General features: G+C 67.4%; 29 protein-coding genes. 20 read left to right on the top strand and 9 right to left on the bottom strand.

The window, feature by feature from the left end; genetic code table 11:
• Nucleotides 1-73 precede the first annotated feature (73 nt).
• The 6 genes from pgl to U5798_RS11060 all read left to right on the top strand — a co-directional run bounded on the left by pgl (nucleotide 74) and on the right by U5798_RS11060 (nucleotide 4500).
• A complete protein-coding gene (gene pgl, locus U5798_RS11085) occupies nucleotides 74-754 on the top strand; it encodes a 6-phosphogluconolactonase (protein ID WP_124449017.1) in 681 nt (226 codons plus the stop codon).
• A complete protein-coding gene (locus U5798_RS11080) occupies nucleotides 732-2660 on the top strand; it encodes a bifunctional transcriptional regulator/glucokinase (protein ID WP_124449019.1) in 1929 nt (642 codons plus the stop codon). Before pgl ends, U5798_RS11080 begins: the two co-directional genes overlap by 23 nt.
• 331 nt (nucleotides 2661-2991) lie before the next feature.
• A complete protein-coding gene (locus U5798_RS11075; RefSeq protein WP_322082052.1) occupies nucleotides 2992-3219 on the top strand; it encodes a hypothetical protein in 228 nt (75 codons plus the stop codon).
• 15 nt (nucleotides 3220-3234) lie between these two features.
• Nucleotides 3235-3666, top strand: a complete 432-nt coding sequence (locus U5798_RS11070) for an STM2901 family protein (protein WP_322082051.1) — start codon at nucleotides 3235-3237, stop codon at nucleotides 3664-3666.
• The gene (locus U5798_RS11065) at nucleotides 3666-4022 is read left to right on the top strand and encodes a DUF1493 family protein (RefSeq protein ID WP_322082050.1); all 357 of its coding nucleotides are present in this window, start codon (nucleotides 3666-3668) and stop codon (nucleotides 4020-4022) included. The genes U5798_RS11070 and U5798_RS11065 overlap by 1 nt, the downstream gene beginning before the upstream one ends.
• 73 nt (nucleotides 4023-4095) lie before the next feature.
• A complete protein-coding gene (locus tag U5798_RS11060) occupies nucleotides 4096-4500 on the top strand; it encodes a type VI secretion system amidase immunity protein Tai4 (protein WP_322082049.1) in 405 nt (134 codons plus the stop codon).
• A 205-nt stretch (nucleotides 4501-4705) separates the two neighbouring features.
• On the opposite strand, the gene U5798_RS11055 is transcribed toward U5798_RS11060, so the two are convergent.
• A complete protein-coding gene (locus U5798_RS11055; RefSeq protein ID WP_124449025.1) occupies nucleotides 4706-5923 on the bottom strand; it encodes a Bcr/CflA family multidrug efflux MFS transporter in 1218 nt (405 codons plus the stop codon).
• Nucleotides 5924-6149: 226 nt separating this feature from the next.
• On the opposite strand from U5798_RS11055, the gene U5798_RS11050 reads away from it, so the two are divergent.
• From U5798_RS11050 to U5798_RS11010, 9 genes are all read left to right on the top strand, one after another.
• Complete coding sequence (locus U5798_RS11050) at nucleotides 6150-6602, top strand: hypothetical protein (protein WP_124449027.1); 453 nt, start codon at nucleotides 6150-6152, stop codon at nucleotides 6600-6602.
• A 193-nt stretch (nucleotides 6603-6795) separates the two neighbouring features.
• Nucleotides 6796-8079: a glutamate-1-semialdehyde 2,1-aminomutase gene (gene hemL, locus U5798_RS11045; RefSeq protein ID WP_027783787.1), complete on the top strand. Its 1284-nt coding sequence runs from the start codon at nucleotides 6796-6798 to the stop codon at nucleotides 8077-8079.
• A gap of 15 nt (nucleotides 8080-8094) precedes the next feature.
• Nucleotides 8095-9216, top strand: a complete 1122-nt coding sequence (gene ribD / locus U5798_RS11040) for a bifunctional diaminohydroxyphosphoribosylaminopyrimidine deaminase/5-amino-6-(5-phosphoribosylamino)uracil reductase RibD (RefSeq protein WP_322082048.1) — start codon at nucleotides 8095-8097, stop codon at nucleotides 9214-9216.
• A gap of 14 nt (nucleotides 9217-9230) precedes the next feature.
• On the top strand, nucleotides 9231-9860 hold the full coding sequence (locus tag U5798_RS11035; RefSeq protein ID WP_322082047.1) for a riboflavin synthase: 630 nt from the start codon (nucleotides 9231-9233) through the stop codon (nucleotides 9858-9860).
• A gap of 346 nt (nucleotides 9861-10206) precedes the next feature.
• Nucleotides 10207-10725, top strand: coding sequence for a DUF1993 family protein (locus U5798_RS11030; protein ID WP_124449035.1), 519 nt, complete (start codon nucleotides 10207-10209; stop codon nucleotides 10723-10725).
• A gap of 192 nt (nucleotides 10726-10917) precedes the next feature.
• The gene (ribBA, locus tag U5798_RS11025; RefSeq protein WP_124449037.1) at nucleotides 10918-12060 is read left to right on the top strand and encodes a bifunctional 3,4-dihydroxy-2-butanone-4-phosphate synthase/GTP cyclohydrolase II; all 1143 of its coding nucleotides are present in this window, start codon (nucleotides 10918-10920) and stop codon (nucleotides 12058-12060) included.
• Between the two features lie 53 nt (nucleotides 12061-12113).
• A complete protein-coding gene (gene ribH, locus U5798_RS11020; protein WP_011351235.1) occupies nucleotides 12114-12632 on the top strand; it encodes a 6,7-dimethyl-8-ribityllumazine synthase in 519 nt (172 codons plus the stop codon).
• The gene (nusB, locus tag U5798_RS11015) at nucleotides 12629-13066 is read left to right on the top strand and encodes a transcription antitermination factor NusB (RefSeq protein ID WP_124449039.1); all 438 of its coding nucleotides are present in this window, start codon (nucleotides 12629-12631) and stop codon (nucleotides 13064-13066) included. The genes ribH and nusB overlap by 4 nt, the downstream gene beginning before the upstream one ends.
• A 70-nt stretch (nucleotides 13067-13136) precedes the next feature.
• Entirely contained in the window at nucleotides 13137-14333 is a 1197-nt protein-coding gene (locus U5798_RS11010) for a pyridoxal phosphate-dependent aminotransferase (protein WP_124449041.1), read from the top strand.
• Nucleotides 14334-14441: 108 nt separating this feature from the next.
• Here the strand turns inward: U5798_RS11010 and U5798_RS11005 are convergent, their stop codons facing one another.
• Together U5798_RS11005 and U5798_RS11000 are read right to left on the bottom strand one after the other, a co-directional pair.
• Complete coding sequence (locus U5798_RS11005; protein WP_124449043.1) at nucleotides 14442-15569, bottom strand: lytic transglycosylase domain-containing protein; 1128 nt, start codon at nucleotides 15567-15569, stop codon at nucleotides 14442-14444.
• 430 nt (nucleotides 15570-15999) lie between these two features.
• On the bottom strand, nucleotides 16000-16194 hold the full coding sequence (locus U5798_RS11000; protein WP_124449045.1) for a hypothetical protein: 195 nt from the start codon (nucleotides 16192-16194) through the stop codon (nucleotides 16000-16002).
• Between U5798_RS11000 and U5798_RS10995 the strand changes: the two genes are divergently transcribed.
• Both U5798_RS10995 and U5798_RS10990 read left to right on the top strand, forming a co-directional pair.
• The gene (locus tag U5798_RS10995) at nucleotides 16166-17722 is read left to right on the top strand and encodes a UbiD family decarboxylase (RefSeq protein WP_124449047.1); all 1557 of its coding nucleotides are present in this window, start codon (nucleotides 16166-16168) and stop codon (nucleotides 17720-17722) included. The two genes, U5798_RS11000 and U5798_RS10995, sit on opposite strands and share 29 nt — an antisense overlap.
• Before the next feature lie 60 nt (nucleotides 17723-17782).
• Nucleotides 17783-18451 (top strand): LysE family translocator, encoded by a 669-nt coding sequence (locus tag U5798_RS10990; protein ID WP_124449049.1) that lies wholly within the window; start codon nucleotides 17783-17785, stop codon nucleotides 18449-18451.
• A 118-nt stretch (nucleotides 18452-18569) separates the two neighbouring features.
• On the opposite strand, the gene U5798_RS10985 is transcribed toward U5798_RS10990, so the two are convergent.
• Nucleotides 18570-18878 carry a hypothetical protein gene (locus tag U5798_RS10985; RefSeq protein WP_124449051.1) on the bottom strand — a complete coding sequence of 103 codons (309 nt, stop codon included), beginning with the start codon at nucleotides 18876-18878 and terminating at the stop codon, nucleotides 18570-18572.
• 527 nt (nucleotides 18879-19405) lie between these two features.
• Here U5798_RS10985 and U5798_RS10980 point away from each other — a divergent pair.
• Nucleotides 19406-20335 carry a Rossmann-like and DUF2520 domain-containing protein gene (locus U5798_RS10980; protein WP_322082046.1) on the top strand — a complete coding sequence of 310 codons (930 nt, stop codon included), beginning with the start codon at nucleotides 19406-19408 and terminating at the stop codon, nucleotides 20333-20335.
• A 76-nt stretch (nucleotides 20336-20411) separates the two neighbouring features.
• Complete coding sequence (locus tag U5798_RS10975; RefSeq protein WP_006488584.1) at nucleotides 20412-20975, top strand: YggT family protein; 564 nt, start codon at nucleotides 20412-20414, stop codon at nucleotides 20973-20975.
• A gap of 14 nt (nucleotides 20976-20989) precedes the next feature.
• Here U5798_RS10975 and U5798_RS10970 read toward each other — a convergent pair whose 3' ends face one another.
• Nucleotides 20990-21340 carry a DUF190 domain-containing protein gene (locus U5798_RS10970; protein WP_124449055.1) on the bottom strand — a complete coding sequence of 117 codons (351 nt, stop codon included), beginning with the start codon at nucleotides 21338-21340 and terminating at the stop codon, nucleotides 20990-20992.
• A 23-nt stretch (nucleotides 21341-21363) separates the two neighbouring features.
• Nucleotides 21364-21750, bottom strand: coding sequence for a fluoride efflux transporter CrcB (gene crcB, locus U5798_RS10965; protein WP_124449057.1), 387 nt, complete (start codon nucleotides 21748-21750; stop codon nucleotides 21364-21366).
• Between the two features lie 415 nt (nucleotides 21751-22165).
• On the opposite strand from crcB, the gene U5798_RS10960 reads away from it, so the two are divergent.
• Nucleotides 22166-23377, top strand: coding sequence for a S53 family peptidase (locus U5798_RS10960; RefSeq protein ID WP_124449059.1), 1212 nt, complete (start codon nucleotides 22166-22168; stop codon nucleotides 23375-23377).
• Nucleotides 23378-23414: 37 nt separating this feature from the next.
• Here U5798_RS10960 and U5798_RS10955 read toward each other — a convergent pair whose 3' ends face one another.
• From U5798_RS10955 to U5798_RS10945, 3 genes are all read right to left on the bottom strand, one after another.
• Nucleotides 23415-24284: an SIR2 family NAD-dependent protein deacylase gene (locus tag U5798_RS10955; RefSeq protein ID WP_322082045.1), complete on the bottom strand. Its 870-nt coding sequence runs from the start codon at nucleotides 24282-24284 to the stop codon at nucleotides 23415-23417.
• 184 nt (nucleotides 24285-24468) lie between these two features.
• Complete coding sequence (locus U5798_RS10950; RefSeq protein WP_124449063.1) at nucleotides 24469-24849, bottom strand: DUF4406 domain-containing protein; 381 nt, start codon at nucleotides 24847-24849, stop codon at nucleotides 24469-24471.
• Nucleotides 24846-25445: an NUDIX domain-containing protein gene (locus U5798_RS10945; RefSeq protein ID WP_322082044.1), complete on the bottom strand. Its 600-nt coding sequence runs from the start codon at nucleotides 25443-25445 to the stop codon at nucleotides 24846-24848. The genes U5798_RS10950 and U5798_RS10945 overlap by 4 nt, the downstream gene beginning before the upstream one ends.
• Nucleotides 25446-25474: the final 29 nt, after the last annotated feature.

The following is a 25474-nucleotide window of genomic DNA, read 5'->3' as shown; positions in this document are numbered from 1 at the left end:
CGCACACCACCCTGCGCGGCGACGTGCCTCACGATTCGTACGATTTGAACAGACAAAGCAGTCCGGAGGAGATGTGATCGAGATCCACGCTTTCGACACCCAGGAAGCGCAAAGCGAGGCGCTCGCGCGCGCCGTCGGCGAGGCGCTGCGCGCCGCGCTCGCCGGCCCCGCGCGCCCGACGCTCGCGGTGTCCGGCGGCACGAGCCCGCGCCCGTTCCTGCATACGCTGTCGCACACGGCGCTCGACTGGGCCGGCGTCGACGTGACGCTGGTCGACGACCGCTGGGTGCCGGACGACGACGCGGCCAGCAACGCGCAACTCGTGCGCGACACGCTGCTGCAGCACGCGGCGGCCCCTGCCCGTTTCCTGCCGCTCGTCGACACGCGCAGCACGCTCGACGCGCACGTCGCCGCACTGAACGCGAACGCCGACTACCGCGTGCCGACCGTCGCCGTGCTCGGCATGGGCGAGGACGGCCACACCGCGTCGATCTTCGCCGACGCGCCCGAATGGGACCACGCGATCACGACGTCCGATCGTTTCGTCGCCGTGCATCCCGGCGCAGCACCCCATGCACGCGTGAGCTATTCGCTCGATGCGCTGAAGCACGTCGACCGGCTGTTCCTGCTGATCGCGGGCCCCGCCAAGCGCGAAGTGCTCGACGCCGCGGCCGCGTCGCTGCAGAAGAACGCGATTTCCCAACTGGCCAACGACAAGGGGACCCAGCTCGATGTCTACTGGTGCGCAAAGTAAGGCGGTCGTCGCGGGTCAGCATGCCGACGGCCCGCGCCTGCTCGCGGACGTCGGCGGCACCAACGCGCGCTTCGCGCTGGAAACCGGCCCGGGCGAGATCACGCAGATCCGCGTCTATCCCGGCGCCGACTATCCGACGATCACCGACGCGATCCGCAAGTACCTGAAGGACGTGAAGATCAGCCGCGTGAACCACGCGGCGATCGCGATCGCGAACCCGGTCGACGGCGACCAGGTCACGATGACCAATCACGACTGGAGCTTCTCGATCGAGGCGACGCGCCGCGCGCTCGGCTTCGACACGCTGCTCGTCGTCAACGATTTCACCGCGCTCGCGATGGCGCTGCCGGGCCTGACCGACGCGCAACGCGTGCAGGTCGGCGGCGGCGCGCGCCGCCAGAACAGCGTGATCGGGCTGCTCGGGCCCGGCACCGGGCTCGGCGTGTCGGGGCTGATTCCGGCCGACGACCGCTGGATCGCGCTCGGCAGCGAGGGCGGCCACGCGTCGTTCGCGCCGCAGGACGAGCGCGAGGACCTGGTGCTGCAGTACGCGCGCAAGAAGTTTCCGCACGTGTCGTTCGAACGCGTGTGCGCGGGCCCCGGCATGGAGATCATCTATCGCGCGCTCGCCGCGCGCGACAAGAAGCGCGTCGCCGCGACCGTCGACACGGTCGAGATCGTCGAGCGCGCACATGCGGGCGACGCACTCGCGCTCGAGACGGTCGAATGCTTCTGCGGGATTCTCGGCGCGTTCGCGGGCAGCGTCGCGCTGACGCTCGGCGCGCTCGGCGGCGTGTATATCGGCGGCGGCGTCGCGCTGAAGCTCGGCGAACTGTTCACGCGCTCGTCGTTCCGCGCGCGCTTCGAGGCGAAGGGCCGCTTCACGCATTACCTCGAGAACATCCCGACCTACCTGATCACCGCCGAATACCCGGCGTTCCTCGGCGTGTCGGCGATTCTCGCCGAGCAGTTGTCGAACCGCTCGGGCGGTGCATCGTCGGCCGTGTTCGAGCGGATCCGCCAGATGCGCGACGCGCTGACGCCGGCCGAGCGCCGCGTGGCCGATCTCGCGCTGAACCATCCGCGCTCGATCATCAACGATCCGATCGTCGACATCGCGCGCAAGGCCGACGTGAGCCAGCCGACCGTGATCCGCTTCTGCCGCTCGCTCGGCTGCCAGGGGCTGTCGGACTTCAAGCTGAAGCTCGCGACCGGCCTCACCGGCACGATCCCGATGAGCCACAGCCAGGTGCATCTCGGCGACACGGCCACCGACTTCGGCGCGAAGGTGCTCGACAACACGGTGTCCGCGATCCTGCAGTTGCGCGAGCACCTGAATTTCGAGCACGTCGAGAACGCGATCGAGATCCTGAACGGCGCGCGGCGCATCGAGTTCTACGGGCTCGGCAACTCGAACATCGTCGCGCAGGACGCGCACTACAAGTTCTTCCGCTTCGGGATCCCGACGATCGCGTACGGCGACCTGTACATGCAGGCCGCGTCGGCCGCGCTGCTCGGCAAGGGCGACGTGATCGTCGCGGTGTCGAAGTCGGGGCGCGCGCCCGAGCTGCTGCGCGTGCTCGACGTCGCGATGCAGGCCGGCGCGAAGGTGATCGCGATCACGTCGAGCAACACGCCGCTCGCGAAGCGCGCGACCGTCGCGCTCGAGACCGACCACATCGAGATGCGCGAGTCGCAGTTGTCGATGATCTCGCGGGTCCTGCACCTGCTGATGATCGACATCCTCGCGGTCGGCGTCGCGATCCGTCGCGCGTCGACGAACGGCGAACTGCCCGAAGCCGTCGCGCAGGCGAAGGCGCGCGCGAGCGACGACGAAACGGCCGACGTGCTCGATTGGCTGAGCCACGGCGCTTCGCCGGCGGCGAAGGACGTCGCGCGGGACTGACGCGTCGGCGAAACACTGTCGATTCACGACACCCCGAACGCTGGATTCAAGCCCGGCGTTCGGGGTGTTTTGCATGAGCGGCACCGCTCCGCACGACAGCGGCCCGGCAGGCATCGAAGATGCCTTCCGCCGATGGCTGCGCGTGACGTCATACCTTCGTACACGCTCCCATTTTCGAACAAGTCCAATTGTCAGCAGTTGCCCAGGCTCGGTAACTTCCTTCACTCCGCGTGATGCCGCCATTCCGCTCCGACGCGAGAAATGACGCGTTTCTCACGGAACCCCGATTGGCATCGACAGCATTACGTTCATCCAGTTTGCGGAGAAGGATATGCCTAGACCACGTTTTTCAGCCGCACGGGCAGCAGCAATGCGCATTTACGCGCCGATAAATTCCGCGGAGAAAGTTGCGCGAACGGTTGGCGGCGACGTGGCCACCAATATCCAGCGATGGGACAAAGCAGAAGTGATCAAATTCCCGCCTTCGCTGGGAGGCAGCACCCTGGACGATAGGCAGGGAATCGTTTTCTTCGAGGTTTCAGCCTCGTCGATGGCCTGAGAGAGGAATACTATAATGAACAATACCTATGACTTTGGTGCGCATCGAGATCTCACGCCGATGGAACTGTTTTTCCTTGTCTTTATCGATGAGACATGCAAGGAGCTTGGTGTTGGCGATGTAGCAGCAGTGGTTGCCATTGTGGCCGGTCAATATTGGATGCCAACACGAGCGAAGCCCTTTGGTGCCACGCCGGGTACTTCTGTTGCGTCGATATTGAGTCGCAAGTATCTGGACTACGATTTGAAGAAGAAGATCCTCCCGACTCTGACCAACGCCAGCGTTAAGCGCTTGAGGTTCATTCTGGTAAGAAATATTGGGGTTTTCGTTGGGCGCGCGGTTCCTGTCGTTGGCTGGGTCATTGCTGCCAACGATGTCACGATGATCAGCATTCGTTCCGTGTCGCGCTATAACGCGCTTGTTAAGCCCGAGGACCAGGTGTTCTGATGAGCCAGTTTACATGGAACGAGTTCGAGGATTTTGTGAGAAGGGAGGCCGGTGTCAGTCACAAGAAAATTCTCACAAAGGGTCATGTCGTCGAGGGTGATTTGGATATCACTGGAGACGATGCGGTCGAGTTTATGGAGAGCTTCTTCGATAAATTTCCGGTGCAAGTTGGAGATTTTGAATTCAATCGCTACTTCTCAGGAGAGGGCTTTAGCTTGATTGAAGTGGCGCGAATGGCTTTCTCCAGAAAACGCCGAGAAAAATATGACAAAGTGCCACTGACTCTAGGCATGCTCTATCAGGCTATTTTGGATGGAGAGTGGAACAATCAGCGCTTGGAAAGTCTGCCGCGCTGATTGCACCTCGCCAGATAGACCGGTTCATTTTTTAGGCGATGTGTTGGATCTGTGCGCACTTCTGGAGCCTGCCATGAGACAAAATCTGCTGCTCCGGTATGTGATGTTTTGGGTACTGACGTTAGCGGCACAATCGAGTCATGCCACGGATACAACATCGTCGCCGCAAGCCGGCGCTCGAACCTACGCGCAGAACTACAAGGACATGGTGCTCGCCGAATGCATCGCGACCGCTTATCGGAATGAACCATCCGCTGCGATGGACGCCGGAAGCAGCGCCAGTGCACTAATGGATTGGACCGACTTCGATCTGGAACGGAACCCCGACGCGGGCAAATCGCTGGTCAAGCATTTTCTTGCTCGCGACTATCACAGTCCGATCGTCGAATCCGAAATCAAAGGCGTCAGGTTTGATTTTTTGAAATGCCTTGATCTGTACCATAGTCAGGAACTCGATGCCCAGTCAAACGGTTCGTGACCAACCCGAAGCGCAGCTATCGACTCGACAGTCGCTCGCCGGACCGCTCCAAGTGACGCAGACATGGAAATCAATACGTGATTCGCATTGCCGGCTGGCGGAGTTACATCGACGCTGTGCTGGCTTGTGTCATCGCTTGGGCGAATACCGTCGACATTCACGCCCACCCTATCGGCCGCCACCTCCGCCAGTTCCGCCGCGCCGCTCAAGCCCCCGCTTTCACCGGCCGGCCATGCCAGCGCAGCACGAGGCAGCGCCCGGCGAAACACAGCACGCCCGACACGCCGATCGTCACGCCCATCGCGAACGGCGTACCGTCCGCGAGTGCGCCGATCGCGACGCTCGCCAGCGCGCCGAGCGCGAGCTGCATCGCGCCGAACACGGCAGCCGACGCTCCCGCGTTGTGCGGATAGCGGTGCATGAGGTCGGTCGTGCAGTTCGCGGACAGGATCCCGACCACACCGACGACGAAGAACAGGCACACGACGATCGACCACAGCCCGCCCCACCCCGTCAGCGCGACGAACGCGACCGCGAGCGACGCGATGGCGCTCACGAGCGACGCGGCCGCGATGATGCGCAGCGAGCCGATGCGGCCGACGAGGCGCGTGTTCGCGAAGTTGCCGATCATGATCCCGACGACGTTCAGGCCGAACAGCAGCCCGTAGTGCTGCGGCGACACGTGGAAATACTCGATGTATACGAACGGCGTAGCGGTGATGTACGAGAACATGGCCGCGAACGCCATCCCGCCGCACAGCATGTGCCCCCACGCGACGGGGTCCGACAGGATGCGCCCGTACGACGCGAACGACGCGAGCACGGCCGTGCTCTTGCGCCGCTCCTTCGGCCAGGTTTCGGGCACGCGCAGGTAGGCAGTCGCCGCGCATGTCGCGCCGAACACGGCCAGCACGACGAACACGCCGCGCCAGCCGGAAAAACGCAGGATCTGGCCGCCGATCAGCGGCGCGAGCAGCGGCCCGACCGCGGTGACGATCGCGACCATCGACAGCACCTTCGCCGCGTCGCTCGGCTCGTGCGCGTCGCGCGCGATCGCTCGCGCGAGCACTGACGCGGCGCCGGCGCCGAGCGCCTGCAGGAAGCGCACGACGATCAGCATGTCGATCGAGCCCGACACGAAGCAGCCGATGCTCGCGAGCGTGAACAGCGCGATGCCGCCGAGCAGCACGGGACGGCGGCCCCACGTGTCGGACAGCGGGCCGTACAGCAGCATGCCGATCGAGAAGCCGGCCATGAAGCTCGTGAGCGTGCGCTGCGCGGCGCCGGGGCTGACGGAGAAGCCGGCGGCGATCGACGGCAGGCTCGGCAGGTACATGTCGGTGGCGATCGGCCCGCAGGCCGCGAGCGCGCCGAGCAACAGGATCAGCCGGGCATCGGGCCGGCGCCGGACGACGTGAGACATGGGTATCCGGAATGGAGCCCGCGCGCATCGGGGCGCGCGTGGCGGTGAAGACGGGAGGCCGCGCCACGGATGGCGCGCTCAGGCCCATGATTGTACGCGCAACTTTTTTACGTGACGCCGGCCGCGTACGATGGCGGGCCGGCAAGCCTTCCCGCGCGCGGAATCGCACGCGGATTCGATTAAGCTTGCCGCTCTCGTCTGATCATTTGAACGCACGACCGAACCGATGACCGCTTTCCTGCTGATCTGGAGCCCCAAGAAATGGCCGTGGCCCGAGCTGCCCGACGTCGCCGCGCGCGTGAAGGCCGGCGAGGCCGTGCATGACGTGTGGGGCTGCGGCTTCGCGCGCAGCATCCTGCCGGGCGACCGCGTGTTCCTGCACCGCGTCGCGAAGGAGCCCAAGGGCGTGTTCGGCTCCGGCTACGTGACGCGCGCGCCGTACGAGGTGCCTGATCCGTCGACGAAGCGCGGCTACCGGCTGTGCATCGACTTCGTCTACGACTGGCTGGTCGACGCGCACCAGGACGTCGTGATCGCGCGCGACGCGCTGCGCGTCCATCCGTATTCGGTGCAGACCTGGGACGCCCAGACGTCCGGCACGTCGATCAAGCCGATGGTCGAGGGCCCGCTGGAGAAACGCTGGGCCGAACTGACCGGCAAGCGCAAGCCGCCGCGCTAGCCGGGCCGGGTGCCCGGTGCCGGACGGAATCCGGCCCTCGTTTCCGGCCCTGGCCGTTCCCCAACGCGCCGAACGGTCGCACAAGCGCCGGCGGGCCTGCCGCGCGCGTCTCCGGTACAATCAGACGATCGTTCCGCCCAGGCGCCGCGGCCCGTGCACAGGCCCCCGCGCCCTTCTCTCGCAGGTTTCGCTCATGTCCAACAATCAGATCCTCTTCGAACGCGCCCAGAAGACCATTCCCGGCGGCGTCAACTCGCCGGTGCGCGCCTTCCGTTCGGTCGGCGGCACGCCGCGCTTCGTCGCACGCGCGCAAGGCCCGTATTTCTGGGATGCCGACGGCAAGCAGTACATCGACTACATCGGCTCGTGGGGCCCGATGATCGTCGGCCACGTCCATCCGGAAGTGCTGTCGGCCGTGCAGAACGTGCTCGCCGACGGCTTCTCGTTCGGCGCGCCGACCGAAGCCGAGATCGAGATCGCCGAGGAAATCTGCAAGCTCGTGCCGTCGATCGAGCAGGTGCGGATGGTATCGAGCGGCACCGAGGCCACGATGAGCGCGCTGCGTCTCGCGCGAGGCTTCACGGGCCGCAGCCGCATCGTCAAGTTCGAGGGCTGCTACCACGGCCACGCGGACAGCCTGCTGGTCAAGGCCGGCTCGGGCCTGCTGACGTTCGGCAACCCGACGTCGGCCGGCGTGCCCGCCGACATCGCGAAGCACACGACCGTCCTCGAATACAACAACGTCGCCGCGCTCGAGGAAGCCTTCGGCGCGTTCGGCGACGAGATCGCCGCGGTGATCGTCGAGCCCGTCGCGGGCAACATGAACCTCGTGCGCGGCACGCCCGAATTCCTGAACGCGCTGCGCGCACTGTGCACGAAGCACGGCGCCGTGCTGATCTTCGACGAGGTGATGTGCGGGTTCCGCGTCGCGCTCGGCGGCGCGCAGGCGTACTACGGGATCGCGGCCGACCTCACCTGCCTCGGCAAGGTGATCGGCGGCGGGATGCCGGCCGCCGCGTTCGGTGGCCGCCGCGACATCATGGCCCACCTCGCACCGCTCGGCGGCGTCTACCAGGCCGGCACGCTGTCGGGCAACCCGATCGCGGTCGCCGCAGGGCTGAAGACGCTGCAGCTGATCCAGGCGCCGGGCTTCTACGACGCGCTCACCGCGCAGACCAAGCGTCTCGCCGACGGCCTCGCAGCGGAAGCGCGCGCGGCCGGCGTGCCGTTCGCGGCCGACTCGATCGGCGCGATGTTCGGCCTGTACTTCGCCGAGCGTGTGCCGACCAGCTTCGCGGAAGTCACGAAGAGCGACATCGAGCGCTTCAACCGCTTCTTCCACCTGATGCTCGACGAAGGCGTGTACTTCGCACCGTCGGCCTACGAGGCCGGTTTCGTGTCGAGCACGCACGACGACGCGGTGATCGACGCGACGCTCGCGGCCGCGCGCCGCGCCTTCGCGGCACTCGCTGCCTGACCCGGGGCCGCGCGCATGTTCTCGGATATCGATTTCGCCCACATGCAGCGCGCGCTCGCGCTCGCGGCGCGCGGCATGTATACGACGGCGCCGAATCCGCGCGTCGGCTGCGTGATCGTCAAGGACGGCGACGTGATCGGCGAAGGCTTCACGCAGCCGGCCGGCCAGGATCACGCGGAAGTGCAGGCGCTGAAGGATGCACGCTCGCGCGGCTATGACGTCGCCGGCTCGACCGTCTACGTGACGCTCGAGCCGTGCAGCCATTTCGGCCGCACGCCGCCGTGCGCGAATGCGCTGATCGAAGCGCGCGTCGCGAAGGTCGTCGCCGCGATGGAAGACCCGAACCCGCAGGTATCGGGGCGCGGCCTCGGCATGCTCCGCGACGCGGGCATCGACGTGCGCTGCGGGCTGCTCGCGCATGAAGCCGGCGAGCTCAACGTCGGTTTCGTGTCGCGGATGACGCGCGGCCGCCCGTGGGTGCGGATGAAGGCCGCCGCATCGCTCGACGGCCGCACCGCGCTGCCGTCGGGCGAAAGCCAGTGGATCACCGGCGAGGCCGCGCGCCTCGACGGGCATGCGTGGCGCGCGCGCGCCTGCGCGATCCTGACCGGCATCGGCACGGTGCGCGAGGACAATCCGCTGCTGACCGTGCGCGGCATCGACACGCCGCGCCAGCCGCAGCGCATCCTGGTGGACAGCCGTCTCGACCTGCCGCTCGACGCGCGGCTGCTCGAGGGCGCCCCGCTGCTGATCTTCTGCGGCCGGCTCGACGCCGGCGGTGAAATGCGGGCGAACGTGCTGAAGTCGCGCGGCGCGGAAATCGTGCCGCTCGCGAATGCGCACGGCAAGGTCGACCTGCCCGCGATGCTGGCGGCGCTCGGCGCGCGCGGCGTCAACGAATTGCACGTCGAGGCCGGCCACAAGCTGAACGGCTCGCTGCTGCGCGAGCAGTGCGTCGACGAATTGCTCGTCTATCTCGCGCCGAGCCTGCTGGGCGCCGACGCGGCCGGCATGTTCGACCTCGCCGCGCCCGCGAATCTCGAGGCCCGCACGCGACTGGCGTTCCACGGAGTCGAGCGGATCGGCGACGACCTGCGGATCCTCGCGCGTTTCGCATCGCCCGACACCCCTCGTTGAACGGAGTCGCCACGATGTTCACCGGAATTGTCGCGGCCGTCGGCCGCATCGAATCGATCAGCCCGCTCGGCACGTCGGCCGATGCCGGCGTGCGCCTGACCGTGCGGGCCGGCGGGCTCGATCTCGCCGATGTCGCGCTCGGCGACAGCATCGCGATCCAGGGCGCGTGCATGACGGTGATCGACAAGACCGACACCGCGTTCGACGTCGACGTGTCGCGCGAAAGCCTGAACCGCACGGTCTGCCTCGCGCAGCCCGGCGAAGTGAATCTCGAGAAGGCGTTGCGCGCGCACGACCGTCTTGGCGGGCACATCGTGTCGGGCCACGTCGACGGCCTCGGCACCGTGTCGCGCTTCGCGCCGGTCGGCGAATCGCACGAACTGCGCATCGTCGCGCCGCGCGAGCTCGGCCGCTATCTCGCCTGCAAGGGGTCGATCACGGTCAACGGCGTGAGCCTGACCGTCAACACGATCGACGATCGCGCGGACGGCTGCGAATTCTCGATCAACCTGATTCCGCATACGGTCGAGGTCACGACGCTGCGCCATGTGAAGGCCGGCGACAAGGTGAATCTCGAAGTCGACATGATTGCGCGGTATGTGGAGCGGATGCTGTCGTCGTCGCAGGGCGCGCATCAGGACTGATCGCAGCGGCGCCCCTCGAAGCGGCGGCTGGCGGCCCGGTATCCGGGTGCGGACGGTCGCCGTTTTTTTTCATCCTGCCCGGCGTGGCACACCCGTGCTTCATATCCCGTTTTTCATCCTATGAATCTTTCGGAGCGATGCCCGGTGCTCGTCAGGGCGCCATTCCGGCGTGATCCAAACCGCTCCCGCCCGGCCCTCGGCCGTTTGGTCTAACGATTCCCGGCCGAATGGCCAACGACGCGCACGGGTCATGCCGTCGCGCTAAGATGCATCGACAGCGGTTTCAACGCCGCAACGCACGACGCGCCGCGCACCGGCCGCCCCTCTTCCCACAGGAGTCGTTCCCATGTCCATCTCGATGTACCAGGCTTCGCTGCCCGTCCTGATCCGCGGCCTGACCAACCTGCAGCACATCCTCGGCAAGGCGCAGGCGCATGCGGCCGAGAAGCAGATCGATCCGTCGGTGTTCATCGGTGCCCGCCTCTACCCGGACATGCTGCCGCTCGTCCGCCAGGTCTACATCGCGACCGACACGGCCAAGGGCTGCGCCGCGCGGCTCGCCGGTGCCGAGATCCCGAGCTTTCCCGACGTCGAGCAGACCTTCGACGAGCTGCACGCACGCATCCAGAAGACGATCGACTACCTGAAAGGCTTCGACGCCGCGCAGATCGACGGCAGCGAGGCGCGCCAGATCGTGCTGAAGATGCGCGTCGGCCCGATCGAGTTCACCGGCCAGTCGTACCTGCTGGGCTTCGTGCTGCCCAATTTCTTCTTCCACGTGACGACCGCGTACGACATCCTGCGCCACAGCGGCGTCGAACTCGGCAAGCTCGACTACCTCGGCGGGCGCGACCAGCACGCCTGACGCTCGGCCGCGGTCGACCCGGCACGCACCCGTCCGCACCCGCGTGCCGGCCACGCGCGGCGGCCCGCCGGGCCTGCCGCGCAGGCCGCCCGCGACGCTTTCCGGAGCGCTTGCCCGCCGCGCGCAGCCCATGCCAGCCGAAACGCCGTCCGGCTGGCGTAAAATACGCACTTTCCTCTTTCTCGCCCCTTTATGACGCTCGCCTCCACGCTCGACATCATCGCCGAGCTGAAAGCCGGCCGGATGGTGATCCTGGTCGACGAAGAAGACCGCGAAAACGAGGGCGACCTCGTGATCGCCGCCGAATTCGTCACGCCGGAAGCGATCAACTTCATGGCCAAGTACGGCCGCGGCCTGGTGTGTCTGACGTTGACGCAGGAACGCTGCAAGCAGCTGCACCTGCCGCTGATGACCTACCGCAACGGCACGCAGTACGGCACCGCGTTCACGGTCAGCATCGAAGCGGCCGAAGGCGTGACGACCGGCATCTCGGCCGCCGACCGTGCGCACACGATCGCCACGGCGGTCGCGCACGACGTGCGCCCCGAGCACATCGTGCAGCCGGGCCACGTGTTCCCGATCATGGCGCAACCGGGCGGCGTGCTCGTGCGCGCGGGCCACACCGAGGCCGGCTGCGACTTCACCGCGCTCGCGGGCCTCACGCCGGCCGCGGTGATCTGCGAGATCATCAAGGACGACGGCACGATGGCGCGCCTGCCGGACTTGATCGAATTCGCGAAGGAACACAACCTGAAGATCGGCACGATCGCCGACCTGATCCAGTACCGCAGCCGCACCGAATCGATCATCGAGCGGATCGCCGAGCGCACGATGCAGACCGCGCACGGCACGTACCGCGCGGTGCTGTACCGCGACCAGCCGAGCGGCTCGCCGCACATCGCGCTGGTGCGCGGCGCGCCGTCGCCCGACGTCGATACGCCGGTGCGCGTGCACGAGCCGCTGTCGGTGCTCGACCTGCTCGAGACGGGCGTGTCGACCCACTCGTGGACGCTCGACGCCGCGATGCGCGAGATCGCGGAACGCGACCTCGGCGTGATCGTGCTGCTCAACTGCGGCGACACGAAGGAACACCTGATCGACGTCTTCAAGGCGTTCGACGAGGAAGAAAGGGCTGCGGCGCTCAAGCGCCGGCCGGTCGATTTCAAGACGTTCGGCATCGGCGCGCAAATCCTGCGCGATGTCGGCGTCGGCAAGATGCAGGTGCTGTCGAATCCGCGCAAGCTGGGCAGCATGTCCGGCTACGGCCTCGAAGTCACGGGCTTCATTCCGATGCCCGGCGCCGAGGCCAAGTCCTGCCCGGCGTCCCACGCGTAACCCGCCACGGCGCTTTCGCCCCATAACCGTTCATCCACACCACGGACCAGATCATGGAAATCGGACAATACCAACCGAATCTCGAAGGCGACGGCCTGCGTATCGGCATCGTGCAATCGCGCTTCAACGAGCCCGTGTGCAACGGCCTCGCCGACGCATGCGTCGAAGAACTGGAACGCCTCGGCGTCACCGGTGAAGACGTGCTGCTCGTGTCGGTGCCCGGCGCGCTGGAAATCCCGCTCGCGCTGCAGAAGCTCGCGGAAAGCGGCCAGTTCGACGCGCTGATCGCGCTCGGCGCGGTGATCCGCGGCGAGACCTACCACTTCGAACTCGTGTCGAACGAGAGCGGCGCGGGCATCACCCGCATCGGCCTCGACTTCAACCTGCCGATCGCGAACGCGGTCCTGACGACCGAAAACGACGAGCAGGCCGTCGCGCGCATGACCGAAAAGGGTCGTGACGCCGCACGTGTCGCCGTCGAGATGGCCAACCTGACGATGGCCCTCGACCAGCTCGGCGATGACGACGAGGACGAAGAGGAAGACGAAGACGACGAAGAGGAGCGCGCATGAAGAAGAGCGCCCGCCGACAATCGCGCGAGCTGGCGACGCAAGGCCTCTACCAGTGGCTGCTGTCGAACGCGTCCCCGGGCGAGATCGACGCGCAGCTGCGCGGCGCGCTCGGTTACGACAAGGCTGACAAGGAGCTGCTCGACGCGATCCTGCACGGCGTGATCCGCGAGCATGCCACGCTCGTCGAAGCGCTGACGCCGTCGCTGGACCGTCCGATCGACCAGTTGTCGCCGGTCGAACGCGCGGTGCTGCTGATCGCGACGTTCGAGCTCACGCACCATGTCGAAACGCCGTACCGCGTGATCATCAACGAAGCTGTCGAACTCGCGAAGACGTTCGGCGGCTCCGACGGCTACAAGTACGTGAACGGCGTGCTCGACAAGCTCGCCGCGAAGCTGCGCCCCGCCGAAACGCAGGCGCGCCGCAACGGCTGACACCGTTTGCCGGTCCACGGGCGCGCGAGCGCCCGTTTTTCATTCTTCCTCTCCCCCGCCCTGCCCGCCGATGAATACCACCGCCGATTCGCTCGTCACGCTCGCCGCACGCGTCGACGCGATCCAGCCCTTCCATGTGATGGAACTGATGAAGGAGGCACAGCGGCTCGAGTCCCTTGGGCGCGATGTTATCCACATGGGCATCGGCGAACCGGATTTCACCGCGCCGGAGCCCGTCGTCGAAGCCGCCGCGGCCGCGCTGCGCCGCGGCGTCACGCAGTACACGAGCGCGCTCGGCATTGCGCCGCTGCGCGAGGCGATCGCCGCGCACTATGCGCGCGCGTACGGCCTCACGATCAGCCCGGAGCGGATCGTCGTGACGGCCGGCGCGTCGGCCGCGCTGCTGCTCGCGTGCCTCGCGCTCGTCGGCCGCGACGACGAAGTGCTGATGCCCGACCCGTCGTATCCATGCAACCGGCACTTCGTCGCGGCGGCCGAAGGCCGCGCGGTGCTCGTGCCGAGCGGCCCGGACGCGCGCTTCCAGCTCACCGAGGACGACGTCCGCACGCGCTGGGGCGATCGTACGCGTGGCGTGCTGCTCGCGTCGCCGTCGAATCCTACCGGCACGTCGCTCGAGCCGGATGAACTGAAGCGGATCGTCGAAGCCGTGCGCGCCCGCGGCGGCTTCACGATCGTCGACGAGATCTACCAGGGGCTCAGCTACGACGCGGCGCCCGTGTCGGCGCTGTCGTTCGGCGACGACGTGATCACCGTGAACAGCTTCTCGAAGTATTTCAGCATGACGGGCTGGCGGCTCGGCTGGCTCGTCGTGCCGCCCGCGCTGGTCGGCACGTTCGAGAAGCTGTCGCAGAACCTGTTCATCTGCCCGTCCGCGCTCGCGCAGCACGCGGCACTCGCCTGCTTCGAACCGGCCACGCTCGACCTCTACGAAGCGCGCCGCCTCGAATTCAAGCGTCGCCGCGACTTCATCGTGCCGGCACTCGAACGGCTCGGCTTCGCGGTGCCCGTGATGCCGGACGGTGCGTTCTACGTGTATGCGCAGTGCGGCGGCGTCGCCCATCCGGCAGCCGGCGACAGCGCCGCGCTCACGCAGGCGATGCTGCACGACGCCGGCGTCGTGCTGGTGCCCGGCATGGACTTCGGCGTCCATGCGCCGCACGACTACATCCGCCTGTCGTATGCGACGGCCTACTCGCGGCTCGAGGAGGCCGTCGACCGGCTCGCGACGCTGTTCGGGCAGCACTGACGCTGCGGCCCGCGCACCGGCCGATTCACCCGCCGCAAAAAGAAAAGGCACCCGGATCGGGTGCCTTTTTCACTGCCTGCCGGGCGAAACCGGGCGGAACGCGTGACGTTACGCGCCGAGCTCCGAGTGATCGCCGTGCGACTGCTTCGCGGTGTCGACACTCGCGTCATCCTGCGGCGACGCTTCCTTCGGCGCGGCCGCCTTCGCCGACGTCGCGCTGTCGAGCGTCGCATGCACGCGCTTCGCGCCGCCTGCCGCTGCCGTCACGGCAGCCGTGACGATCGGCTTGGCCGGCTGCGCCGGTGCCTGCGGTGCGTTGACCGGCACGCTGCGGCCGCGCGCGACGTCGCGCAGGCGACCACGCTCGGCCATTACCTTCGAGCCATAGCCGTTGTCGTCGGGGTTCGTCGAGCCGTTGTACAGGCGCAGGCCGTTCGCGAGCGAGCCGCCGCGTGCAATGCAGTCCTTCAGCACCAGCGCACCGACCTGCAGGTTCGCGAGCGGCTGCAACGCCGTATCGGTGCCGCCGAAGTATTCGAACTTGTCGGAATGGACCTTCGACATGACCTGCATCAGGCCCTTCGCGCCCACGCCGCTTTCGGCGTACGGGTTGAAGCCCGACTCGATCGCCATCACGGACAGCAGCAGCAGCGGATCGAGGCCGACGTCACGGCCGGTCTGGAACGCAGCCTTGACGAGCTGGCCGAGCGGCGCCTGCGCGACGCGGTAACGGCGCGACAGGTAGGTCGCGACGAGCGCCTGTTCGCGGTTCGACGCGAGCGCACGGTCGTCACGCGCATCGGCCGCGACCCGCTGGGTCGGGATCAGCTTGGCCAGTGCGACCGGCGACGGGCCGTTGCGGACCGGATCGGACGCATCGGCCTGGGCGCCCTGTGCGGCGGGTTCCGGTGCGACATCGAGGCCGACCGCGAGCGCGTCCGTTTCGGGCGCCTCTTCCTGCTGCGGCTGCGCGCCGGCAGGCGCGAAGTTCGGCAGCGGATGACCGGACAGCAAACGGGCTGGCCCGGCCTGCACGGCCGCGGATACGACCGGCATCAGCTTCGCGGCAAGCGTGCCGCGGACGGTTGGCAGCAGCCACAGTGCAAGCGCAACCGCGACAGCAAAACAGCCGACAACGCTGAATAGATGGTGACTGACACGCGTCCCGCGACGCAGCATGTTGCGCACGATCTGCGCATGCTGCTCATTGGGACGCCACGATAACCAAGCGTTCATTCAGATCATCTCCCATGAACATGACTCGTGCGGCTCGCTCAGCTCGATGGCGAGACAGATAACGCGCCGCGGAATCACGACGCCGCACGCCTTGGTTGGGACGTGCAAGCATCGGGGAAACGGTATAAGTACCGTTCGAGGCCACGGTGTAAGAGGGCCGGCACCTTCGCACAATGGGCGAGGCGGGCATACGCGGTGGCACCCACGCAAAAAACCAGCGTCTGGTAGCGCTGGCTGGGACTACAACTCAAGCCGTCGGATACGCCGTGCAGGATTCGGCGGACGGTGACGCGCTGCGTCAAAGATCGGTGATTGGCGGCTCGAAGCCTTTTACCCTGCAGCCAATGTGAGCGGATTCTAGCAGGGTTTTATAGATCGTCAACACTATAAAAACTCAAATCTATAACAAAAAGTAATTTACGATCGCTCTTCAGAACGCAAATCCCGTGCCGTAGGGGGTTTGCGCGCGATCGACTTTTTTCGCCGCCGGGCGGCCGGACGGCGCCGCGGGTAAAATCGTCGGTCGATTCGGGGTCGCAGCCGGCAGCTGCGCCCGCCCATCGCTGCCCGCCATGCGGGTGGCCCGGACCTTCTTCATGAAATACAAAGACTTACGCGATTTCATCCAGCGCCTCGAGGCGCTCGGCGAACTGCGACGCGTCACGCAACCCGTGTCGCCCGTGCTCGAAATGACCGAGCTGTGCGACCGCGTGCTGCGCGCCGGCGGCCCGGCGCTGCTGTTCAACGCGCCGCCCGGCCATGCGTTTCCGGTGCTCGGCAACCTGTTCGGCACGCCGCGCCGCGTCGCGCTCGGCATGGGCGTCGATGCGGGCGACGATGCCGCGCTCGATTCGCTGCGCGATCTCGGGCGCCTGCTGTCCGCGCTGAAGGAACCCGATCCGCCGAAAAGCCTGAAGGACGCCGGCAAGCTGCTGTCGCTTGCAAAGGCCGTGTGGGACATGGCGCCGAAATCGGTGTCGTCGCCGCCGTGCCAGGAGATCGTCTGGGAAGGCAACGACGTCGACCTGAACAAGCTGCCGATCCAGACCTGCTGGCCCGGCGATGCGGGGCCGCTCGTCACGTGGGGCCTGACGGTCACGCGCGGGCCGAACAAGTCGCGCCAGAATCTCGGCATCTACCGCCAGCAGCTGATCGGCCGCAACAAGCTGATCATGCGCTGGCTCGCGCATCGCGGCGGCGCGCTCGACTTCCGCGAGTTCGCGCTGCAGAACCCCGGCAAGCCGTATCCGGTCGCGGTCGTGCTCGGCGCCGATCCGGCCACCACGCTCGGCGCGGTCACGCCCGTGCCCGATTCGCTGTCCGAGTATCAGTTCGCCGGCCTGCTGCGCGGCAGCCGCACGGAGCTCGCGAAGTGCCTGACGCCCGGCGTCGACACGCTGCAGGTGCCCGCGCGCGCGGAGATCGTGCTCGAAGGCTTCATCCATCCGCAGGAAGGCGCCCCTGCCCCAGCGCCGGCCGGCGCACCGCCGCGCCCGTCCGGCAACGCGTCGGCCGCCTACGAGCACGCGCTCGAAGGTCCGTACGGCGACCACACCGGCTATTACAACGAGCAGGAGTGGTTCCCGGTGTTCACCGTCGAGCGCATTACGATGCGCCGCGACGCGATCTATCATTCGACCTACACGGGCAAGCCACCCGACGAGCCCGCCGTGCTCGGCGTCGCGCTCAACGAGGTGTTCGTGCCGCTGCTGCAGAAGCAGTTCACCGAGATCACCGACTTCTACCTGCCGCCCGAAGGCTGCAGCTACCGGATGGCGATCGTCCAGATGAAGAAGAGCTACGCGGGCCACGCGAAGCGCGTGATGTTCGGCGTGTGGAGCTTCCTGCGGCAGTTCATGTATACGAAGTTCATCGTGGTCGTCGACGAGGACGTGAACATCCGCGACTGGAAGGAAGTGATCTGGGCGATCACGACGCGCGTCGACCCCGTGCGCGACACGGTGATGGTCGACAGCACGCCGATCGACTATCTCGACTTCGCGTCGCCGGTGGCCGGTCTCGGCTCGAAGATGGGGCTCGACGCGACCAACAAGTGGCCCGGCGAGACGAATCGCGAATGGGGCCGCCCGATCGAGATGGACGCGGCCGTGAAGGCGCGCGTCGACCGGCTCTGGCAGGAGATCGGCCTCTGACGTCATGCGGCCGGCGCGCGCCGGCCCGCGCAACGCACTCGCCACCAGAACACAACCAAGATGAGCTTTCCGCCCGCCTCCATGCTGTCCGACGGTTTCTTCCTGTCGCTGTCGCTCTGTCTCGACATCGGCCTCGTGAACGTCGCGATGCTGTCGCTGACGCTGTCGCACGGCTTCCGGCCGGGCTTCTGGCTCGGCGTCGGCTCGTGCGTCGGCGATCTCGTCTACGCGGCGCTCGCGCTCGCGGGAATGGCCGTGCTGCTGCAGTTCGAGCCCGTGCGCTGGATCGTGTGGATCGGCGGCGGCGCGGTGCTGCTGTTTCTCACGTGGAAGATGGCGCGCGAAGCGCTGACGCCGGCCGGCGCGACCAACGACGATGCGGACGACGCGCCGCAGCCGCGGGCGAGCGCCCGGCGCAGCTTCGTGCGCGGGATGCTGCTCGCGATGTCGTCGCCGAGCGCGATCCTGTGGTTCGCGGCCGTCGGCGGCGCACTGATCGCGAAGGCCGGCGCGACGACGCCGGCCACCGCGTCGGTGTTCCTGTCGGGCTTCTTCCTCGGCGGCCTCGCCTGGACGCTCTTCATGTGCACGCTCGCGAGCCAGGGCCGCAAGCGCGCGGGCGCCGGGTTGATGCGCGCGTGCCATGTCGCGTCGGCGCTGCTGTTCGCGTATTTCTCGTACAGCGTGATCGTCGGCGGCTACCGCGACCTGATCGTGCACGCGGTGTAAGCGAAACCGGGTTTGAACAGGCCGCGCATCGAGCGGCGGCCCCAAAGAAAAACGGCGCAGCGCCCCTCGCGGGACGATGCGCCGTTTTGCCACGCGCGGTCAGGCCGCGCGGGACGAATCAGCGACGCCAGTAGCCGTGATGACCCCAGCCGCCATAACCATGGTGCCAGTACGGGCGACCGTAGTAACCACCGCCATAGCCGCCGACGACCACGGCGGGCGGTGGTGCATAGTAGGCCGGCGCCGGTGCGTAGTAGACGGGCGGAGGCGGCGGTGCGTAGTACACGGGCGGCGGCGGTGCATAGACGGGGTACGCCGGTGCGACCGGGATACCGATGCCGACCCCGATCGACACGTGGGCTTGCGCGGCGCTTGCGGCACCCAGACCCAGCGCGGCGGCGGCGATGAACGGAATGAGCTTTTTCACTTCGATTCTCCTGCTGGAGCGAGATTTTGTGCGCTCCTGTCGGCAACGGCGGGCATGCACGTCGCATGGATGCAATGTAGCGAAAACCCGCCCCTCGCGTGTTGTGCATTTGTTGCAAATTGCAATTGCACGACGCTGGAGGCGCGTTGTGGCGTGGCGTCCGGAGCCGGCGGTGCCCCTTGCAGATCGCGCGATTCCGTCCGGCGACCGGGGTCGCAACACATTGGCCGGTCAGTCTTACCGGATACGGCGCGCGCAGCGGGGACGCGCACGTAATGAACGATTACAAATTTGAGACAAGATCCCGACATTTCAAGCGGGACGGGCACGCGACATGTTTCGGGGTCGGATTCCACGATCATGAATCGCCCGCGGCGCAGGGCACCGGCCGGGCACCGGTACGCGGATGGGAATCGGGTCGCACGTCGGTAATGAATACCTGCGGCGGCGCGACAACCGCCGTTGCGCGACACCACCGACATTCCTGCGATACTGGCGATTGCTTCGTTTTGCTTACGCCCGCTGCCATGCCCCTTCCCGACACACCCCGCCTCGGCTTCATCGGTGCCGGCCGCCTCGCCCGCTGCGTCGCGCAGCGCTTCGCGCAGGCCGGTTTCCCCGTCGTCGCGATCGCGAGCCGCACGGCCGCGTCGGCTGCCGGCCTCGCCGCGCGCATCGACGGGTGCCGCGCAGTCGACACGCCGCAGCAGGTTGCCGATGCCGCCGACCTGATCTTCGTGACGGTGCCCGACGACCATCTCGCCCCGACCGCCGCGGCGCTCCGCTTCGACGCGTCGCGCGCCGCCAGCCAGGCGGTCGTCCACTGCAGCGGCGCGTCGGCGGTTGCGCTGCTCGATCCGGCGAAGCAGCAAGGCGTGGCCACCGGCGGCTTCCATCCGCTCTACCTGTTCGGCGGCACCGATGCCGACCTCGCGCGCATCGACGGCTGCTCGGTCACGATCGAAGCAGACGGTGCGCTGCACGCGACGCTGCTGCGACTTGCTGCCGCACTCGGCTGCCATCCGCTGTCGATTCCGGCCGGCGGCCGGATGCTTTACCACGCAGCCGCGCACTACGCGGCGAGCTTCGCGCTGTGCGGGCTGTCGGAAGCGGTCGAACTGTGGCGCGGCCTCGGCTTCGACGAGGACGCCGCGCTGCGCGCGCTGCTGCCGATGCTCGCCGGCACGATCGAGACCGCGCGCGACAAGGGGCTCGCGAACGCGCTGGCCGGCCCGGTATCGCGCGGCGATACGGGTATCGTCGAACGCCAGCTCGCGCTGCTCGAGGCGCGCGGCGGCGATCACGCGGCGCTGTATGCGCTGCTGACGCGCCGCGCGGTCGCGCTCGCGGCGAAGCGCGCCGCACCGCCGGCGTCGCTGCCGGCGCTGGCCGAAGCCGTCGAAACGTCGCTCGCGCGCACGGCCGCGCACCCCTCCCCGTCGCGGGACGAGGCGTGATAATGTGTCGGCCGATGCGCCGCCAACCGGCGTTGGCGGCCGCACGCTACTGGACTGTATAAAAAGGATGCCAACGATGTTCGGCGAGATCGCCCGTTTTCTGCTCAATACCGTCTTCACGCTGTTCGGCGCCGCGCTGATCCTGCGCGTCTGGATGCAGGCCGTTCGCGTGCCGCCTTACAACCCCGTCACGCAGGCCGTGCTGCAGGCAACCAACTGGCTCGTGCTGCCGCTGCGCCGCGTGATCGCGGGCGTGCGCGGCATCGACTGGGCCAGCGTCGTCGCCGCGCTGCTCACCGCGCTTGTCTACGTCGTGTTGATGGTCGTGATGGCCGGCTTCGATCCTGCCGCGGTGATCGCGACGCTCGTCGTGGTCGCGCTGCTGACCGTCGTGAAGTGGGCGCTCAACCTCGTGATCTGGATGACGATCCTGATGGCGCTGCTGTCGTGGCTCAACCCGCGCTCGCCGGCGATGCCGATCCTCTACCAGCTCACCGCACCGTTCCTGAACCCGCTGCGCCGCGTCATCCCGAACCTCGGCGGCATCGACCTGTCGCCGATCCTGCTGTTCGTGATCGTGCAGGTGCTGCTGATGATCGTCACGCGCGCGGCCGTCTCGCTGACGATGTTCGGCATCTGATCCAGCGCATCACCCTACGCCGCCGGCCCCTGCGCCGGCGGTGCGCCGAGCGTGTCGATCACGCCGAAGCGCGCCGGCATCATCGCGTAGCACGCGCGCACCTTCTCATGTGACAACCGCTCGAGCAGCCGCTGCGCTTCGTCCTCGGTGACGATGAATTCGACTTCGATCGCGAGCGATCCCTGCAGTTCGAAGAAGCGGTCCTCATGCAGCACGCGGTGCTGGCCGAAACCGGCCATCGCGCGAAACGCGGAGCCGCCCGCGACGCCCATCCGGTTCGCCTCCTCCAGCAGCCATTCCCACAGCGGCTTCCAGTGCAGCCGGTGTTGCTCGTGCACGTAGAAACGCAAGAAGACCCTGTCCATCGCAGCCTCCGATGGCGGCACGCTCAGGCCGCCGCGAGCCACGCACGCGCGGTCCACATGCCGAGCGCCGTGAGCGCGAACGATCCAGTCAAGTGTAGGGCAGCCACCGCCAGCGCCCATCCGAATTCACCCTCGAGCGCATGCGTCATCACTTCGACCGAATAGGTCGAGAACGTCGTGAGGCCGCCGAGGAAGCCCGTGATCACGAACAGCCGCCACTCGGGCGGCAACCCGACGCGCGCCGTGAACACGACGGCGGCAATGCCGATCACGTAGCCGCCGATCAGGTTCGACGCGAGCGTGCCGAGCGGCACGGCCGGAAAGAATTCGTTGAGCGCGAGGCTCAGGAACCAGCGCAGCAATGCGCCGAGCCCGGCGCCGACGAAGATCGCGACGATCGAATGGAACAAGGGCACTCCTCACTGACGACGCCGCGCGACGGGCACGGCCTACGCCGAACTGTATGCGGAATCGCGCGACGGCGGCAATGCCGGCGGGACGGGCCGGCAGGCGCCCGATCGTGTCGTGACTGCACGACGTTTCCCGTTGTCTTCGCGAGCGGGACTCGATCGATATTTCCAGGCAATTACATCTGACATTACAAATTCGTTTTTGAATCGACCGATTATTTATCAGATTTTTAAATGCGAAACAGGCGATTGGATACGGCCGCAGGTTAACCCTGAAAACCCCGTATCCACAAGGATTCCGCGTGCTCGCCCTTATCAGGAATTCCCGCATCCAGCCGATATTCGATTCAATTGACGCCGTCGATTTCGTAGAATTGTTTCGCCACTCCACTCCATCGGCATGGAGACTCGAAAAATGAACAATATCCGCCTGTCATCCATGTTGATTCCGGCGCTGTGCGCGTCGCTGCTCGCATCGAGTGTCGCGCTCGCCGACGGCAATGGGCCGCCCTCCTACGTCGAAGGCAACCGCGCGCCGAAAGGATTCGCCCGCCCGCCGTTCCACACGAAGCCGCGCGCGAGCACGGCCACGATCGCCGGCCTCACGCCCGCGCTCACGCGGCACGCGTACGGGTTCGATTCGATCGCCAACCAGGGCGACGGGATGATCGTCGCGATCGTCGACGCGTACGACGACCCGAAGATCGAGTCCGACCTCGGCGTGTTCAGCAACGCGTTCTCGCTGCCGCCCTGCACGTCGTCGAACGGCTGTTTCACCAAGGTGTACGCACGCGGCGCACGGCCCAAGACCGATGCGGGATGGTCGCTCGAGATGTCGCTCGACGTCGAATGGGTGCACGCGATCGCGCCGAAGGCGAAGATCGTGCTCGTCGAGGCCGCGTCGGCCGGCTTCAACGACCTGCTGGCCGCGGTCGACGTTGCAGTCAAGCGCGGCGCGTCGGTCGTGTCGATGAGTTTCGGCGGCAACGAATTCGGCACCGAGACCGGCTTCGACAGCCACTTCAACGTCGCGGGCGTCACGTTCGTCGCGTCGTCCGGCGACAGCGGCACCGGGACCGAATACCCGGCCGCGTCGCCCTACGTGGTATCGGTCGGCGGCACGACGCTGTCGTCCGATACGGCCGGCAACTACGTCGGCGAAGCAGCGTGGAGCGGCAGCGGCGGCGGCGTGAGCACGACCGAGGCCGAGCCGGCCGGACAGGCCGCATGGCCCATCCCGGTGGCCGGCAAGCGCGGCGTGCCCGACGTCAGCTACGACGCGAATCCGTCCAGCGGTTTCGCGGTGTACGACTCGGTCACCTATCAGGGGCAAGCAGGCTGGTTCCAGGTCGGCGGCACGAGCGCGGGCGCGCCGCAATGGTCGGCGCTCGTCGCGATCGCGAATTCGCTGCGCACGGCGGCCGGCAAGAAGTCGTTGAGCGGCACGTACGACGCGCTTTATACGGTCGGCAAAAACGCGTACGGCAGCGACTTTCACGACGTGACGACCGGGTCCAACGGCAATTGCGGCAGCGTCTGCAATGCAGCGGGCGGCTACGACTACGCGACGGGGCTCGGTTCGCCCGTCGCGCCGGCCCTCGTGCAGGCGCTCGTCGCCCGGCCGTAACCGCGCGGTCGGCGCCGGTCGGCCCGTGGCACGGGGCTCAGCCGCCGCGCCACGCGCGATCGAGCGCGGTCAGGGTCGCGAGCGCACTGCCCTTCAGCCCGATCACGTCCGAACGGCGCGCATGCGCTTCGCGCGCGTTGATGCGGATCACGTCCGCACCGAGCCGTTCGCTCAGCTGGCGCACGGTCGGAATCGCGGTGCCCGCACCGATCTCGACCACGACGACGCGCCCGGCCTGCGCGATCCAGTCTTCCAGCGCGCGCTCCTGCGCGTCGTAGCGCTCCCCGAGCCAGCCGGTGTCGCCGAACATCAGGATGTTCGGCCGTGCGAGCCCGCCGCAGTGCGGACAGCGCGGCAGGTCGCCAACGAGGCGGCACGCGGCTTCGTCGACATCCGGCACGAACGGCGCCGCGTCCCATGTATCGTCCGTACACGGCCGCAGGCACTGCATCGCATGAATCGACCCGTGGATCTCGACGATCCGTGCCGGATCGAAGCCGGCTTTCTGGAACTGGCCGTCGACGTTGCTCGTCAGCACGAAGCCGCCGTTCGGCATCGCGCCGATCCAGCGGCGCAGGATCGCGAAACCCGCGTGCGGCACCGTCGCACGGTAAAGCGCGAGACGATGTCCGTAGAACCCCCACGCGAGCGGCGCACGCGCACGGAACGCATGCGGCGACGCGATCTCGTGGAATTCGAAACGCTCGTGGCGCAGCGCCGGATACGCGCGCCAGAAGCCGTCCGTACCGCGAAAATCAGGCAGCCCGGAATCGACGCCGATACCCGCGCCGGCCGTCACGAGCAACGCGTCGGCACGCTCGAGCGCGGCGACGGCGGCCGCGACGAGATCGGCGGGCAGTTGCGCGGCGGCGGAGTCGGTAGAGTCGGCGGGATCGGAGAACGGCATGATGGGAAGGCGGTGGTGTCGAACGTTGCACGAGTGGCGTCGCGATCATACGCCCGTTCGGACGCCGCGCCGCATGCGCGATGCAGCGGCGCGACGCCACGCTCGCCCGGCCGTCGGCCACGCGGACATCGACCGAGGCGGCGATGCCGTCGGTGGTTCGTCGGCCCGGCGCCGTTCTTCCCGGTCAGCTGTCCGAATCGTCCTGTGCGAACGGGATCTCGTCGACCGCGAAATAGACCGGTTTGCCGAGTTGCCGCGCAAGGCCGACGTCCATGTCCGCCCCGCGCGACGCACCGTCGATCCGCAGCACCGCATCGCAACGTCGCAGCAACCGGTGCGCGGCCGGATACAGGAACGTCTCGCCGATCGCGTCGCCGACCTGCGTCGACCCGGCCGCGGCCGCAAGCGGCAGCGACACCCACTCGCCGATCATCGGCACGTGCCCGCGCCGGTACACGGCGAGCGCCGCGGCTTCCAGCCGGTGCAGGTTCGCGGCGATGCGCGCGGGGTCGCCGTCGGTGCCGCTGCGATAGGGGCCGGCGACCAGCACGAGCCGCGGCGTCATGCGGCGCGCGCGCCGGCGGTTTCCCGCAGCGCGACGTACTGCAGCAGCATGATCGTCTTCGCGTCGACGATCTCGCCGCGCTCGACCGCGTCCAGCGCAGCCTGCAGCGGCATCTCGACGACTTCGAGATCCTCGCCCTCTTCCGCGACGCCGCCGCCGTCGCCGGTCCGCAGCGACGCATCGTATTCGCCGACGAAGAAATGCAGTTTCTCCGTCACGGAGCCCGGGCTCATGAACGCCTCGAACACCTTGCGCACGCCGCGCACGCGGTAGCCGGTCTCCTCCTCGGCTTCGGCGCGGATGCGCGCTTCGGGTGTCTCGTCGTCGAGCAGGCCGGCCGCCGCTTCGAGCAGCATGCCGTCGTGGCCGCTGACGAACGCCGGCATCCGGAACTGCCGCGTCAGCAGCACGTCGCCCGTAACGGCATGGCGCAGCAGGATCGTCGCGCCGTTGCCGCGATCGTAAGTCTCGCGGTTCAGGCGCTGCCACGTTCCGTCGCGGCGCCGGAAATCGAAGGTCACCTTCTTCAGCACATACCAGTCGTCGGACAGCACCGTCGTATCGACGATGCGGACCCGGTCACGCGTTGCAGCCATTGCAGCCTCCCGTTCGACAAAAGACGGTG

It is taken from the genome of Burkholderia sp. BCC1972, assembly GCF_905339605.1.
GTDB lineage: Bacteria > Pseudomonadota > Gammaproteobacteria > Burkholderiales > Burkholderiaceae > Burkholderia.
This window is presented reverse-complemented; position numbering and strand designations above follow the sequence as displayed.